The following is a 16,069-nucleotide window of genomic DNA, read 5'->3' on the forward strand; positions in this document are numbered from 1 at the left end:
TTATTTCTTTAGACGAATAAGGCTGATTTTATCAATTACTTTCTGTAGATATTCTCTATTTTCAATCATAGAGAAACCAAAGTCGTTTATTGATAAAGCCAAGTCTATATGTTCTGTTTCAGTTAAATCTTCAAATGTAGCAGTGAGTTGTGCTGTTCTACCATTTTTAAAAGTACCGTACAATGAAATAGATACTGAGTTTACCGTAGAGTATACCAATCTACCGCAATGTTTATAATGCTTTGCCATTGTCGGATCTTCCATTAATGGTTTTTCCACTACTTTTATCCATTCTTCTTTCATTTTCTCTTTCCAGAAAACTTCGTTCGAACGGTTATTGATATTTTGTATCAAGATATTAAAATCGGATACAATACCCATAGGCATGTGACCGGTTAATAAAGCTGCATAAGTCTTGTGTTTTTCAGAATCAAAAACAAACGAGTCCTTGAGGACGCCAAGCGAATCATTATTTAAACTATCATAGAGTTGATATACTTGCTCTCTAAATTCACCCAAGTTTTCGTTCTTGATTCTATGGATAAATTCCTTTTCATCTTCTTGGAAAGGATTGTGAACATGAATCATAGCACTTGATATAGGAAATAGAGTAGTGGTATTGTGCATATGGAAGGTACCAACGGCTCTTTGCACCGAATCCATACCTAGGCGACTCATCAAATAATCTCCATTGGCATCTGTGGTGAAATGAATTAAACCACTGGCTATTTCACTTAGCCTAACCTTTTCTCTAAGTAATTTATTTTTGTAATGCAGATAGTCATGAAAGAATTTCATTTTATTCGAGCTAGCATCGAATTTTTGAATTTCAGACAAAGGAACTCTTTCATTTGGTTTTACAGTACCATTGCTTACCTGTCTTGTATATTCAAGAACATAAAGCCAATAGACTAATCCTCCAACAGTAGACAGTTCGTTATCACGCCATTTTATTACTTTACCTGAATTATCGTTATAAGTAAGGTGAAACTTAGTAGGGTTTTCCTCTATAAATTCTAAAAAATAGGGAGGGGGTTTGATGTCTTGACCAAAAAGGGAAAAAGTGATTCCTTGTAAGAGGAATATATATATAAAGGCTTTCATGTATTTACGTTCGGTAGTTTTATAGTACAAAAATCCCACATCAAAGTGTGGGACCTTGTCTTGACATAAATATACAATTATTTAAATCAAGTAATATACTATATGAAATAAATGATTATTCATCTTCTAGGATCATCAACTTAGCGAAAGTAAGGATTAAGGTCTTTTTACCCACCTCTTCGAAATTGATGATCGCTCTTCTGTCTAAACCTTCATCCGAGATTTTTTCTACTTTACCATCGCCAAACTTTGTATGTCTTACTGTTTGTCCAATAGTAAGATTATCAGTATTTGATGGGTGGAAAGGACGATCATCCTTTGGCTTCACCGCCTTTCTGATAAAGTTGGAAGGTTGTTGTCTTAAAGATCTAAAGTTAGAAAAGCCAGGTGTGCTACCAGGACCTAAGTCTTCCGAAATACTGCTTCTTCTCATACTAATGTATTGAGGAGCAATTTCGTCTATAAATCTACTTGGGTCACACATAATGGTTTTACCAAAACGGTAACGTTGCAAGGCATAAGACATGTACAGACGCTGCTTGGCACGAGTAATTGCCACATAGAATAAACGTCTTTCTTCTTCCAGGTCTTCTCTTGTCTCCAACATCATTTGAGAAGGGAAAAGATTCTCTTCCATACCAACAAGGTAGACGTAATCAAACTCCAAACCTTTCGACATGTGGATGGTCATTAAGGTGATGGCATCTGAAACATCTTCTTTATCTTGAGTGGTGATCAAAGAGATTTCTTCTAAATAAGTTGTTAGACTCTTATCTTCTTTTTCGGGATCATCAGTAAATCCTTGTATACCGTTTAGAAGTTCCTGTAAGTTGTCGTATCGGTTTTTACCTTCAGGCGTTTTGTCGTCGTATAACTCTCTTAGAATACCAGAGTTTTTGGCAATAAATGATGCGGTCTCGAAAGCATTCTTTTGTTCTGATTGCATTTGGAAGACCTTAATCATATTGGCAAAGTTCTCCACTTGTGTCGCCACACGACCTCCAAAGAACTTTCTGACATTGGCAACGATATCCCAAATGCCCATTTTGTTCTCTGCCGCTTTTACAAAAAGGTTGTTTACCGTTGTCGGTCCAATTCCTCTTTTAGGGTAGTTGATGATCCTTTTAAAAGCTTCTTCGTCTTTTGGGTTGGTCACAAACTTCAAGTAAGCGATCATATCCTTAATTTCCTTTCTCTGATAGAAAGAAAGTCCACCAAAGATTTGAGCTTTAATAGATAACTTTACCAAAGCTTCCTCTAGAGCTCTTGACTGAGAGTTCGTTCGATAAAGAATGGCGATATCAGAAGCAGGAATATGATCCTTAATCATCGCTTGCTGTATACTTTGTGCCACTCCACGTGCTTCCTCTAAATCTGTTGGCGTACGGAATACTTCGATACGTTCGCCAATAGCATTTTGAGTAAATGTATTTTTTTCTAATTGATTCTTATTGTGTGCAATAACAGAGTTGGCTGCTTCTACAATGGTTTGTGTAGAACGGTAATTCTGCTCCAATTTGATCACCTTTAATTCCGGGTAATCGGTCTTAAAGTTGAGGATGTTTTGGATGTTTGCCCCTCTAAATGCATAGATAGATTGTGCGTCATCGCCTACCACACAGATGTTACGGTTTCTTGCCGCCAATTTTCTGGTGATAAAATATTGGGTGACGTTGGTGTCTTGAAACTCATCAATAAGCACATATTTAAATTTACTTTGATATTTGTTTAAGACATCTAAATGTTGTTGGAATAAAACGGATGTATTAAAAAGGAGGTCGTCGAAATCCATCGCATTTGCTCTGAAACAACGAATAGCATATTCTTTATAAATCTCCGCAATTTTAGCTCTTCCAGAAGCTTCGTCTTCTAAACGTAAGTCGTTATTTTGTTCGTAAGCTCTCCAAGATATCAAATTGTTTTTTGCCGAGGAGATTCTAGATAAAACTACACTTGGTTTATATAATTTATCGTCTAGACGGAAATCTTTTACTACTCCTTTGATCACTGATTTAGCATCTTCAGAATCATAAATAGTAAAGTTGGATTGATAACCGATTTTCTCCGCTTCAAAACGAAGAATTCTAGCAAACACGGAGTGGAAAGTACCCATCCATAAATTCTTAGCATCATCGCCTACAGCATCGACAATACGTTCCTTCATTTCTCTTGATGCCTTATTGGTAAAGGTTAGAGAAAGAATATTGAACGGTTCTACTCCGTTGGCAATCAAGTGAGCAATTTTATAGGTTAATACCCTTGTTTTTCCTGATCCTGCACCGGCAATGATCATCATTGGGCCATCCATAGTCACTACAGCTTCACGCTGAGGTGGGTTTAATCCTTCTAAATAATCCATTATATAAATCTATCCTGCAATTGATCTGCTAATTTACAATCAATTTTGTTACTTTTTTATACATTTTGAATTATTGTCGATAAATTTTTACGCATAACGCAAGCTGATGTAAAGAAGGATAGATGGTAAAAACTCAGTTGTAGTGTTGTTTATCAATTAGATAAGGGAGGACAATGTTTCCTCTTAAGGGAGGAGCTCTATTCCTCTTAAGGGTGAACAATCCGTCCTCTTAAGGGAGGAATGATATTCCTCTCCGGGAAGGAAGAAGTAAATGATGTAAATAGATCGGAAAACATAATTTCTATAAAGAGGATAGTAAGTAGTTGCTTCAATAAATTTGATGTGTTTTTTTAAATAAAGCCCACAAACCAATGAAAATGCTTAATTATTGTAATATTCTAAGAATTGTCTGTAAAATTTAGAAATTACTACTGTTTCTTTTTGCATTTCTGAATGAATTTTAGAAATTAAAATCATGAAATTTTAAGACTTTTTAGATTTTTGTAAACAAAAGTATCAATTGGTAATTTATAGTGATATACAACCAGTAATTTTGAGCATGATCTATCAAGTAATTAGCATCATATCAATTCAAATAACTTGAACATGCATTGAAAATGTATTTAATTCCCTTCTGCTATGGATTTTACTATCAACTTTGGAACCCGCCCTATAGAAAGTGGTGACTTGTTAATATCAGAGCCCTTTATGAAAGATCGTAATTTTTCACGATCGGTAATCATCATGTGTGAACATAATGAAAATACGGGTTCATTCGGCCTGATTTTAAACAAGCCATCTTTAGTGACTATCGAAGAAGTGGAAAACCGTTTGTCCATAGATTCACCTATTTATGTAGGAGGACCTGTAGAACAGGATACATTACATTATATTCATAAATTTAAAGATGTCACCAATGCCATTCCTTTAAAAGATGGTTTGTATTGGGGAGGTAATTACAACGAGATTCAAGTACTGAACAATAAAGGACTTTTGAACAACAATAACTGTAGATTCTTTATGGGATATGCAGGTTGGGATGAGTTTCAACTTCGTTCTGAATTGAAAGAGGACAGTTGGATGGTTTCTAACATGAGACTTTCTGAGATTTTAGATTATCCTGTAGACGATTTGTGGAAACATGTACTCACAGAAATGGGAGGGAAATATAAAGTTTTCGCAAATGCTGCAAAGAATATTCGAATGAATTAGAAAATAAGATTAAGATTACGATATTGTATAGCCTTTCGCCTTGTGTGGAAGGCTATACGTGTTTATAAGCAAATAATATATATACCAAAGATGCAAAATCCTTTATTAGCACCTTTTAAAACTGTTGATGGAACAGCACCGTTTTCATTAATCAAAGAAGAACATTTTATCCCTGCATTTGATCATGCAATCTCATTAGCCAAGGAAAATATCAAGAAGATTGAAACGTCTTCTGAAGAACCTACATTTAAAAGTGTTATAGTAGATTTAGAGCATTGTTCTGATTTATTGGGGCAGATAAGCAGCATATTTTTTAATTTGAATTCAGCAGAAACGAATGATGAAATTCAAAAAATAGCGCAAGAAGTATCACCTAAATTAAGTGGACTTAGAAACGATATATTACTAAACCAAGGGATTTTTGAAAAAGTAAAATCAATTTATAATCAAAAAGATACCTTGGGTCTTGATATTGAAGATGCGAAACTGTTAGAGAAGACTTACAGTGACTTTGCACTCAATGGAGCAGAATTAAACGAAGAGCTAAAAGGTCAATTAAGAGAAGTTGATCTTGAACTTTCTAAGTTATCGCTTACATTCGGCGAGAATGTATTGGCAGCCACAAATGCTTATGCGATGATCGTTGAAAAAGAAGAAGAATTAGCCGGACTTCCTGATGCCGTAAAAGAAGCAGCAGCGATGTCAGCTAAAGAAAAAGGAATGGAAGGCAAGTGGGTATTTACACTTCAATATCCGTCATATATTCCATTTATGACATATGCTGAGAACGAAGCGTTAAGAAAGGAATTGTTCTTTGCCTTCGGTAGCAGATGTTTCGATGGTCACGATAACGACAACCAAGAGATTGTAAAACAATTGGTGTCATTTAGAAACAAGAAAGCAAAATTATTAGGCTTTGATAATTATGCCGATTACATTTTAGAGAAAAGAATGGCGACTTCACCTAATGCAGTCGTAGAATTCTTAAACGACCTTCAGGAAAAAGCTAGACCAGCAGCGGAAGCGGAAGTTGAAGATGTAATTGCTTATGCTAAAGCAAACGGAGCAACTACTGTCAATCGTTGGGATTGGGCATTTTGGTCAGAAAAACTGAAGAAGGAAAAATTTGCGATCGATGATGAAGCGCTAAAGCCTTATTTCAAACTAGAAAATGTACTAAATGGTGTATTTGAGGTAGCCAATAGATTATATGATCTAAACTTTACGCCTAGAAATGATATTGATAAATACCATGAGGATGTAATGACGTATGAGGTTACTGATAATAATGGAAGACATATATCCATTTTCTATGCGGATTTCTTCCCAAGAGTGGGTAAAAGAGGTGGTGCATGGATGACTTCTTTTAGAGGACAAAGCATTACTGGTGATACAGAAAAAAGACCTCATGTGTCTATTGTTTGTAATTTCACTAAACCAACTGAAACGAAGCCTTCTTTGTTGACTTTCAATGAGGTGACTACGCTTTTCCATGAATTTGGACATGCATTACACGGAATGTTGGCCGAAGGTAAATACGAAAGTCTAACGGGTACATCAGTATATTGGGACTTTGTAGAATTACCCTCTCAGGTATTGGAAAACTGGTGCTACGAAAGAGAAACATTAGATCTTTTTGCTAAGCATTATGAAACAGGAGAGGCTATCCCTCAAGAATTTATCGATAAAATAAAAGCTTCATCCACTTTCTTAGAAGGGTATCAAACACTACGTCAGGTGAGTTTTGGATTGCTCGATATGAAATATCATCAATTGGCAGATGGGAAAGTAGAGGATGTTTCTACTTTTGAAAAGGAAGCAATGAAGCCAACTTCAATTGATCAATTAGGAAAAGTAGAAGGAACAAATATGTCAGTGGCCTTTTCTCACATCTTCCAAGGAGGATATGCGGCAGGATACTATTCTTACAAATGGGCTGAGGTTTTAGATGCAGATGCTTTCGAATTATTCAAACAAAAAGGAATATTTGATAAAGAAACGGCAAACAGTTTCAAAGAAAATGTGTTATCTAGAGGAGGAATAGAAGATCCTATGGAGTTGTATAAACGCTTCAGAGGACAAGAACCAAAGGTAGATGCACTATTAAGAAGAGCAGGTCTTTTGAAGTAGTAATAAAAAAGTATTACCTTTGTACTTATTACAAAAATTGTTTAAACAAATAAAAGTGATTTTAGCTTTTATCTAAATTATAAAGAAATATGATTGAAGTATCTGATGCCGCTGCAAAGCGAATAATCGAACTTAGAGAACAGGAGAACAGAGGTGAAGATCAAAACGTTCGTGTTTCTGTAAAAGGTGGAGGTTGCTCAGGTCTGATGTACGACTTGGCTTTTGATGCCGAAATTAAAGATACAGACGACGTTTTCGAAGACAAAGGCGTAAAGATCTTTGTTGATAAGAAGAGCCTTCTTTATTTAGTAGGAACAACGTTAGATTTTTCTGATGGTTTAAATGGTAAAGGTTTCCAATTTGTGAACCCGAATGCAAGTAGAACTTGTGGATGTGGCGAAAGCTTCTCTATCTAACTAAACCATTTTAGTCGTATTTACAGCGACTAGAAGAAAAAAAACAAAAAGAGCTGATCTCAATAATATCTGAGATCAGCTCTTTTTTTTATAAATTTAGTTTAAAAACTTTTTTTTCAAGCAACATTTTTTTATCATAGGTCGATGAGTAAATAAAATGCTGGGTTTTGACAACTCAGATAGAATAGAGTATTTTCGATTCAACTTCTAAATTGATAAATAAGGGACTTCGCCTGTTTTGCCTGCTTTAAATTCTGGCTTAAATCTGTTAAACTAAAATGAAATTATCTTTACTTCTTAGAATATATATATTCATTCTAATTCAATTGTTTTGGAGTAGTATGCTTCAAGCAAATACATTAGATGAAATTGTGATTGATAATCCCCAAAACGAAGATGTGTTCTTTATTCGTTCCTCTCAAGTAAAAGTATTCGTTGAAAAAGGGAGTAATGAAGTTGATATTCAAGAAATATTGAAGGATTCAACTATACAATTCCAACCTTTAAAATCGGAGAGTATATTTATTACCGATCAATCGATTAAAGAGTTTTGGGTGAAAATTCAATTAAATGGAAATGTATTTACACACGATCGTTGGATTTTTGAAATCCCAGATTCTCACATAGGAGAAGTCCAAGCCTATATACATATTGTTGGCGATACTTTATTAAAAGTTGAAAAAGCGGGTTATCAACATCGTTTTCATACCAGAAATTATAAGCACAAGAATATCATCTTTCCAATGGATCAAGTGAATTTAAGGAAAGGGGATAAAGTAGAAGTGTATTTAAGGTATGATACACCATTTCAAAATGTGCTTTTTTACAAAATATCAAAAGCTAAAGCATTTATTCGATACTCAAATACTGAATATTTAATGTTGGGTTTAAACTATGGGATATTAGTATGTCTTATTGTGACAAGCATATTGTTATTCCTTACCATCAAGGACAAATTTTTACTCTTCTTAATCTTATTTTTATTGGGTAGTATATGTATAGGCTTGTCAGAAGATAATTTAGCTTCCGAATATCTTTTTAATAATTACCCTGGTTTCAATTACATACTATTAAAGTTTTCTGCCACAATTAGTATGATTTCAATTGTTTTGATGGCAACTCAATTCCTTGAAATAAGAAAAGAAAACCTTAAAGTGTATTCGGCTATTATTGGTATCAGTTTATTGAATGCATTTTATTTCCTCACCTTTAAAACATTAAACGATAGTATTTGGAAGTTGCCAACTTTCCTAATCCCCTTTTTGATTATTCTAGGATACATTTTTACTGAAAGAAATCAAAAGAAACAACAGGTGAAATACTTCCTATTGGGGTATTTGATTATCCTTACGGGATTGGTATTTCAGGTGCTTAGAAGTTACGGTATTTTTGTATCAGCCAATATCTTAATTGTATATTCTTATAATATAGGCTTATTATTAACAGGTCTATTTATGACGCTATCACAAACAGAACGATACAAAATCTTAAAAGAGGAAAAAGACAAGGCACAACAAGAACTCATTAAAGATTTAAAGATTAGAGAAAAGGTAATTGAGGATAAGGTAGAAGAACGAACAGAAAAAATTAAATCGCAGAACTTAATTATTGAAAATAAAAATAAGGAATTGGAATGGGTGAATGACGAACTCAATCAGCAAAGACTAAAAATTCAAGAATTAAATAAACAGCTAAAAATTGAAAACGAAAAACTACATGAAGATGTTGAACACTTAGAAACAGCACGTGTCTTAATGCAGGAGGTCACCTTTGAAGAATTTGAAGGTATGTTCCCAACAGACGAAAGTTGCTATAATTATTTGGAAGAAATAAAATGGAAAGAAGGCTTCCAATGTAAGAAGTGTGGTCATGATGACTATGCTACAGGAACAGGGCACAATGCTCGACGTTGTAAAAAATGTAACTATAACGAATCGGTCACTTCAGGGACTTTATTCCACCGTTTACACTTTCCAATTAAGAAAGCTTTTTACATGGTTTTTATAGTTTATGCTAAGAAGGGAGAGATCTCTTCCACAAAGTTAGCAGAGGTTTTAGAAATGAGACAGAACACCTGTTGGAAGTTTTCTAAGAAGATCAATGAAAGCATGCTACGTAAAAAAGAGGAATTAGGTTCTGAAGAAGCATTAAGGAAACAAGGTTGGGAAGCATTAATTATTACTTAAACCGGTTCCGATATCAGTTGCATAAACAGAAAAATGTGTTAAAATCGATTTTTTTTAAATGATAATGCAATAAGTAGTAAAACATACACTTATTCTTTAAGTTTCTGATAATCAATAGTTGAATCAACTTTTTTTTAAGTGATAAAATTTTTTTTGATCAAAAAAACATATTTGGTAAAGAAATATTAACCTTCAACCTTTGTAATGGCAAACAACAGTAGACGTCCCTGTTTTTTATCAACTAATGAGAGTTTAATAAACTACTCTTTTTAAAAAAATTTATTCATCGAATTTAAACTTGAAATGAGATTATTTTTACAAGCAAGTAAATGTCTCGCTCTATTCTTAGGAATGATGACTCTGATGTCCGTGAGTACATTTGCACAAGATAGAGTGATCAGCGGTACAGTTACAGACTCCTCAGATGGAAGTCCTCTACCGGGTGTGAACGTGAAGTTAGTAGATACTAACATTGGTACCATCACAGATTTGAATGGTTCCTTTAAATTAAGTATTAACGACAGCCACAAAGAAATTCTATTTTCTTATATCGGTTATTTACCAGAAACTATTGAAATTGGACAAAGAACAGTTATTGACATCCAATTAAATCAAGATGTTGAACAACTAGAAGAAGTAGTTGTTGTAGGTTACCAAGTGCAAAAGAAAAGTGTAGTGACAGGTGCTATCGCATCAGTAAAGTCAGAAGACATTACGCAAGTACCAGTACAAAACGCTGCTCAAGCATTACAAGGTAAAACAGCAGGTGTTTTAGTAACGCCGGTATCTGGTCAGCCAGGTTCAGGTATTGATATCCGTGTTCGTGGTACTGGTTCTAACGGTGACAACACTCCGTTATACGTTGTTGACGGAATTCAAATGGATAACATTAATTTCCTTAATCCTGGTGATATCGAGTCAATTGAAGTACTAAAAGATGCAGCTTCTGCAGCTATTTACGGTTCTCGTGGTGCTAACGGTGTAGTTTTAGTATCAACAAAGAAAGGTAAAGCAGGTAGAACAGTAGTTACTTACGATGGTTACTATGGAGTTCAAGAAGCTTGGAGAAAAACTCCATTGATGAATGCTCAAGAATACATGATGTTCCATAATGAAGGAGCGTTAAACGCTGGTCAGTCAATTAAGTTTACACCAGATCAAATGGCTTCTAACACTACGGACACCAACTGGCAAGATGAGATGTTCTCACAAGCACCGATTCAATCGCATACGATTCAAATGTCGGGTGGTACTGAAACATCAACTTTCATGACATCAGTTTCTTACTTTGGACAACAAGGTATCATCGCTCCAGAAAAATCTAATTTTGATCGTTATACAATTAGATTGAATTCATCTCACAAGATTTCAAAATACTTTAAAGCAGGTACTAACATTACTTTCTCAAGAGAAGAATCTAAAGGTATTAATGAGCAAAACCAATTTGGTGGTGTTTTACAAAATGCTTTATTACACGATCCTTTAACAACAGTTTGGGAAGATAGACAAGACGTAATTGAAGCATACGATGCTTATCCTGTTAAACCAGCTAACCAAAACGGTCGTTACTATGCGATCTCAGATCAAACATTGAGAGAGGTAGTGAACCCAATGGCTAGAATTGAGAATACATACGGAGAGAATGCTGGAAACAAATTCTTAGGTAATGCATATTTAGAGTTAACTCCAGGTGTGGAAGGTTTAACTTTCAAAACAGATTTCGGAGTAGATGTAGGAAGTGGAGTAACTAGAGGTTACAACCCGGAGGCATATTACAACTCTGTAAACCAAGTACTGGTTTCTGGTGTGAATCAAGGAGCAACAAATTACACTGTTTTACAGTGGGAAAATACAGCAAACTATCAAAAACAATTTGGTAAGCATAAATTGAATTTCTTATTGGGTACTACTTTAAGACAATCTTACGGTGGTGGTTTAGGATCTTCTAGAAATAACTTACAATTACCAGGTTGGGAATATGCTTATGTAAACAACGGTGCTGATGATGAAACTCAGAAAGGTAGCGGTTGGTATTGGCAACATAGATTAATGTCATTCTTCGGTTCTGTAAATTACAACTACGAAGATAAGTACATGTTAAATGTGATTGCTAGATATGACGGTTCATCAAGATTCGGTAGTAACAATCAATTTGGTTTCTTCCCTTCAGTACAAGCAGGTTGGGTAATCTCTAACGAAGAATTCTTAAAAGGTAATGAAACTTTCAACTTCCTGAAATTAAGAGCAGGTTGGGGTCAAGTAGGTAACGAAAGAATTGGTGATTTTGGATACTTAGAATTATTTGGTCAGACACCTTCTTATCCTTTCGGAACTGCTCAAGGTATGCAACCAGGTTTTGGTATTACAAGAATGGCTAACCCAGATTTGAAATGGGAAACAGCACAAGAATTGAACTTCGGTATTGATGCAGGATTTTTTAATGATGTGTTGACTGCTACAGTAGATGTTTACGATAGACAACGAATCGATTTATTAGGTACACGTCCGGTTCCTGGTTTTACAGGTGTTGGTGGTCCTTTATCTAACTTAGGTACAGTAAGTAACAAAGGTATTGAGATGTCTTTAACTTACAATACAAAAGTAAGAGACTTAGAAATCGGTATTACAGCTATTGGTGCTTACAACGATAACGAAGTAACAGCTGTAGATAATGGTGACGGAAGAATTTACGGTAACGGAATGTTCCAAACACAAGGTCAGACAATGATGGAAGTGGGACATGCATTACCTTACTTCTGGGGTTGGAAAACAGATGGTATCCTTCAAAATGCGGACGAAGCAACAGCATATAACGAGAAATACGGAGAAAGTGCTCAAGCAGGTGATATTCGTTATGTAGATATCAACGGTGATGGTGTAATCGACAATGATGACAGAACAGATATCGGTACACCAGTTCACTCATGGACATACGGTTTGAACATGAGATTGGCTTACAAAGGCTTCGATATGACAATGTTCTGGCAAGGTCAAGCAGGTGGTAAATTGATCAACGGTACACTTCGTCCAGATTTACAACAAGATCAAAACTATCCAGCTCGTTATTTAAACAGATGGACAGGTGAAGGTTCTACTAACGATTTCCCAAGATTTACTTACGATGACCAAAATCAAAACTTCACAAGAATCAACGATATGGTTCACGTAGAAGACGCTTCTTACTTACGTTTGAGAAACTTACAAGTAGGTTACACACTACCTCAGCACATTTCTAAGAAAGCAGGTATGAGCAACTTAAGAGTGTATGTATCAGGTAACAACTTGTTCACTTTCACAAACTACTCAGGAATGGATCCAGAAGTAGGACACGGTGGTGCTCTTGGTTATGGATTTGACTTTGGTTCATATCCTCAAGCTAGATCATACTTACTTGGTTTAAATGTATCATTCTAAGAATCTGACGAAAATGAAACTTAAAAATATATTAGTAGCAGGAGCCATTGCAGTTTCCACTTTAGGAGCAACATCCTGTTCAAACTTCCTCGATATAAACCCTACTGATGCACAGACATCAGACACATTCTTCAGAACATCTGTAGAAGCAAGACAAGCCTTAAACGGTGTTTACGAAAAGCTGCGTTCTGATTACAACGGAACAATTCCAAATAACAACGCTTTAATCGAAGTTACTTTGGGAGACGATGCTTATGTTGGTGGAGCAGCCTCTGGTACAGATATGTTATGGTTACAGCAGATGATGCGTTTCCAAGCATTGACAAACTCAGAATCCGCTTTACAGACTTGGAACAAATGTTACGGAGCTATCCAAAGAGCCAATACTTTGTTAGCTAACTACGATAAAATTACATTCAAGTCGAATGAAGAAGATCTTAAAAACAATTACAAAGGCGAGGCAACTTATTTAAGAGCTCACTTTTACTTTGAATTGGTAAGATATTTCGAAAATGTTCCTCTTATCATTAATCTTTTAGAGGGAGAATCATGGACTGAGGTTACGCAAGCAGAGCCAGCTAAAGTATATGCACAGATTGCTAAGGATATGACAGATGCTATTGATCTAATGGCAGAAGAAATAGACGCTTCTGAAGCTGGTCGTTTGACAAAATATGCGGCAATGTCTGAGTTGGTAAAAGTATATTTATTCTATACTGGTGTGTATGGTACTACTGAATTACCTGTAGAAGGTGGGGCAGCACTTACACAAGCAGACATGATTCAAATGGCTGATGATGTGATCAATAGTGGTCGTTTCACTTTAGCAGCGAATTATGAAGACTTATTTAACCAAAATGGTAACTATAACCCAGAGGTGATTTTCGAAATTGCTTTTGCGAATACAGGTTCAGGTGATTGGGGTGATTGGTCTTATGGTAACATCATGTGTCAGATGGCAGGTCCAAGAGCACATAACGGTCCTACATTTGCTCAAGGATGGGGTTTCATTGCTCCGTCAAGAGAATTAGAACAATCTTTTGAGGCAGGTGATACACGTCTTCCAGCAACAATTATGTATGCGAAAGATCTAATTGATGAGGTAGGAAGTGTTCATGAAGCACATTACAACTACACTGGTATGCACTCTAACAAATACACAACACACGCTTGGAATCAAGCGGATGTGAACGTAGAATTGAACTGGGCACAAAATTACCACTACATCCGTTTAGCAGATGTGTATTTAATGGCAGCAGAATTAAACTTATCGGGTAATCCTGCAAAAGCAACGCAATATGTAAATGTGGTACGTAACAGAGCAGGTTTAGCTGACAAAACATTAGTAACACTTGCTGATATTCAACAAGAAAGAAGAGTAGAGCTAGCGTTCGAAGGACACCGTTATTTCGATGTACTTAGAAGAGGTTTAAATGAAGCGAAACAAGAGTTAGATGTAACTAATTATACATTAACTCCTCCAACGCATACAGATCCTCAATATATCAATGATCAAGGGGAGAACTTAACTGGCGATATCGCTGCAGACCCTACCATTTTCGAAATTTCATTTGATGTGTCGAAAAAAGGTTTCTTACCGATCCCACAAGTAGAAATCGACTTGCATCCTTTATTAAAACAAAACGCAGGTTACTAATCAAAAGAATCAATGATCATGAAAAAATATATTTATTCATTCTTAAGCTTTGTCATGGTATTAGCCATGACAAGCTGTACCGAAGATAAACCATCAGTTGGACCAGCTCCAACAGCAGATGATGTGACTTTTACAGTAACTCCAACTGCAGAAAATCCAAATATTGTAGAGTTTACAAATACTACTCCTGAATCTATTGCATTCTGGAAGTTTAGTACTGGTGCTTCAGATAAAGGAGAGAAAGTAACCGCAGAATTTGCAGTGCAAGGTGATTATGAAGCTGAATTAACAGTGATCACTTCAGGTGGTCAGGCAACTGCTACAAAAACAATTACTATCGATCAAACAGACTTCACATTATTGGATAGAGAAGATTACAACTTCTTAACTGGTGGTGCTGATTCAATTGACGGTAAAAGCTGGAAATTTGATAAAATGACAAGAGGTCATATGGGTATTGGACCAGCTGAAGGAAGTACTCCAGAGTGGTGGGCAGCAGATCCTATGCAAAAAGACGGTCTAGGTGCATATGATGATCTTGTTAACTTTAACTTGAATGGTTTCAAATTTAATTTGACAAACAACGGTGATTCTTATGCGAAAGATTATATGGCGGACTGGTTTACTTCTAAAGGAGGTTCTTTAGTTCAAGATGCAGACGACCATACATATTCAATCACTTTTGATGATCAATCAAATTGGAACTGGTCTATTACTGAAAGAGATGGCAAAAGTTTCTTAGTATTATCAGGGGATGCATTTATGTCATGGCACACTGGTGGTAATCAAGAATATGAGATTATGACTCTAAACGAAGATGAGTTGTACTTAAAAACTATCGGAGATGATGGTAATGCCTGGTACTACGGTTTCATTAGAGAAGGTTTTGAAAGACCTGTTGTTCCTCCTGTAGAGAAGCCATACGAGGCAAATGATATTGAGGATGATTTTGCAGGTTCTTCTACATTATCATTTATTGCAGATGGTGCATTAGAATTTACTGTTGGTGTAGATAACTTTGATCCAATGGGTAATACAGCAGCTCAAGTTGGTAGATATGTAAGAACAACTGAAGGTGGTGACTCTGGTTGGTTCCAAAATTATCAAGCAGAACTTCCATTCCGTATGGACTTAACCACAAGAAATGTTTTCACAATGAAAGTATTAATGTTGTCTTCTAATGATTTTACAACAGTAACTCCTGCAGCTGAAACACCAGAATGGTTAGGAGATGTAGCAATGGCTCCGACAGTAGCACTACGTTTAGAAGATACTAAAATGGGTGGTAATAGCTGGCAAACAAGAGCTGAAGTGTCTCAAACGATTACTGAAGACCAAATGGGTACTTGGGTAGAGTTAACATTCGACTTCTCTAGTGTAAGCGACAGAATGGACTTTGATAAAGTAATCATACAAATTGGTGGCGAAGGTCATACAAGACCAGGTACATTCTACGTATCAGACTTCCAATTACAATAAATAAAGTGTCTAAAACTTATGGGAGGTAGTACCACTACCTCCTGTAAGGTTATTATTAAATGAACATGTTTCACGGATAGGGTGAGATATACAGTAAAACTACAAAGAACCA

General features: G+C 35.7%; 9 protein-coding genes. 7 read left to right on the plus strand and 2 right to left on the minus strand.

Translation table 11 applies throughout. The features are described from left to right. Entirely contained in the window at nucleotides 1-1,104 is a 1,104-nt protein-coding gene (locus tag KMW28_RS06625; RefSeq protein WP_066209034.1) for a hypothetical protein, read from the minus strand. Between the two features lie 115 nt (nucleotides 1,105-1,219). Next, the gene (locus KMW28_RS06630) at nucleotides 1,220-3,463 is read right to left on the minus strand and encodes an ATP-dependent helicase (protein ID WP_066209032.1); all 2,244 of its coding nucleotides are present in this window, start codon (nucleotides 3,461-3,463) and stop codon (nucleotides 1,220-1,222) included. Between the two features lie 708 nt (nucleotides 3,464-4,171). Between KMW28_RS06630 and KMW28_RS06635 the strand changes: the two genes are divergently transcribed. The 7 genes from KMW28_RS06635 (at nucleotide 4,172) to KMW28_RS06665 (ending at nucleotide 15,957) form a co-directional block, all read left to right on the plus strand. After that, nucleotides 4,172-4,675 carry a YqgE/AlgH family protein gene (locus KMW28_RS06635; protein WP_240972710.1) on the plus strand — a complete coding sequence of 168 codons (504 nt, stop codon included), beginning with the start codon at nucleotides 4,172-4,174 and terminating at the stop codon, nucleotides 4,673-4,675. A gap of 90 nt (nucleotides 4,676-4,765) precedes the next feature. After that, a complete protein-coding gene (locus KMW28_RS06640) occupies nucleotides 4,766-6,805 on the plus strand; it encodes a M3 family metallopeptidase (protein WP_169664073.1) in 2,040 nt (679 codons plus the stop codon). A gap of 89 nt (nucleotides 6,806-6,894) precedes the next feature. Next, entirely contained in the window at nucleotides 6,895-7,221 is a 327-nt protein-coding gene (locus KMW28_RS06645) for a HesB/IscA family protein (protein WP_169664072.1), read from the plus strand. A gap of 278 nt (nucleotides 7,222-7,499) precedes the next feature. Then, nucleotides 7,500-9,407 carry a 7TM diverse intracellular signaling domain-containing protein gene (locus KMW28_RS06650; RefSeq protein WP_169664071.1) on the plus strand — a complete coding sequence of 636 codons (1,908 nt, stop codon included), beginning with the start codon at nucleotides 7,500-7,502 and terminating at the stop codon, nucleotides 9,405-9,407. Nucleotides 9,408-9,710: 303 nt separating this feature from the next. Then, nucleotides 9,711-12,821 carry a SusC/RagA family TonB-linked outer membrane protein gene (locus tag KMW28_RS06655; RefSeq protein WP_169664070.1) on the plus strand — a complete coding sequence of 1,037 codons (3,111 nt, stop codon included), beginning with the start codon at nucleotides 9,711-9,713 and terminating at the stop codon, nucleotides 12,819-12,821. 13 nt (nucleotides 12,822-12,834) lie between these two features. Beyond that, nucleotides 12,835-14,478, plus strand: coding sequence for a RagB/SusD family nutrient uptake outer membrane protein (locus tag KMW28_RS06660; protein WP_169664069.1), 1,644 nt, complete (start codon nucleotides 12,835-12,837; stop codon nucleotides 14,476-14,478). 18 nt (nucleotides 14,479-14,496) lie between these two features. Then, nucleotides 14,497-15,957 (plus strand): PKD domain-containing protein, encoded by a 1,461-nt coding sequence (locus KMW28_RS06665; protein WP_169664068.1) that lies wholly within the window; start codon nucleotides 14,497-14,499, stop codon nucleotides 15,955-15,957. The last annotated feature ends 112 nt before the right edge of the window (nucleotides 15,958-16,069 follow it).

Origin of the sequence: Flammeovirga yaeyamensis (genome assembly GCF_018736045.1) — a bacterium.
Taxonomy (GTDB): Bacteria; Bacteroidota; Bacteroidia; order Cytophagales; family Flammeovirgaceae; genus Flammeovirga; species Flammeovirga yaeyamensis.

Excerpts from the sequence above, each read along its gene's own strand:
- KMW28_RS06625 (WP_066209034.1), bottom strand. The coding sequence starts at position 1,104 with ATGAAAGCCTTTATATATATATTCCTCTTACAAGGAATCACTTTTTCC.
- KMW28_RS06630 (WP_066209032.1), bottom strand. The coding sequence starts at position 3,463 with ATGGATTATTTAGAAGGATTAAACCCACCTCAGCGTGAAGCTGTAGTG.
- KMW28_RS06635 (WP_240972710.1), top strand. The coding sequence starts at position 4,172 with ATGAAAGATCGTAATTTTTCACGATCGGTAATCATCATGTGTGAACAT.
- KMW28_RS06640 (WP_169664073.1), top strand. The coding sequence starts at position 4,766 with ATGCAAAATCCTTTATTAGCACCTTTTAAAACTGTTGATGGAACAGCA.
- KMW28_RS06645 (WP_169664072.1), top strand. The coding sequence starts at position 6,895 with ATGATTGAAGTATCTGATGCCGCTGCAAAGCGAATAATCGAACTTAGA.
- KMW28_RS06650 (WP_169664071.1), top strand. The coding sequence starts at position 7,500 with ATGAAATTATCTTTACTTCTTAGAATATATATATTCATTCTAATTCAA.
- KMW28_RS06655 (WP_169664070.1), top strand. The coding sequence starts at position 9,711 with ATGAGATTATTTTTACAAGCAAGTAAATGTCTCGCTCTATTCTTAGGA.
- KMW28_RS06660 (WP_169664069.1), top strand. The coding sequence starts at position 12,835 with ATGAAACTTAAAAATATATTAGTAGCAGGAGCCATTGCAGTTTCCACT.
- KMW28_RS06665 (WP_169664068.1), top strand. The coding sequence starts at position 14,497 with ATGAAAAAATATATTTATTCATTCTTAAGCTTTGTCATGGTATTAGCC.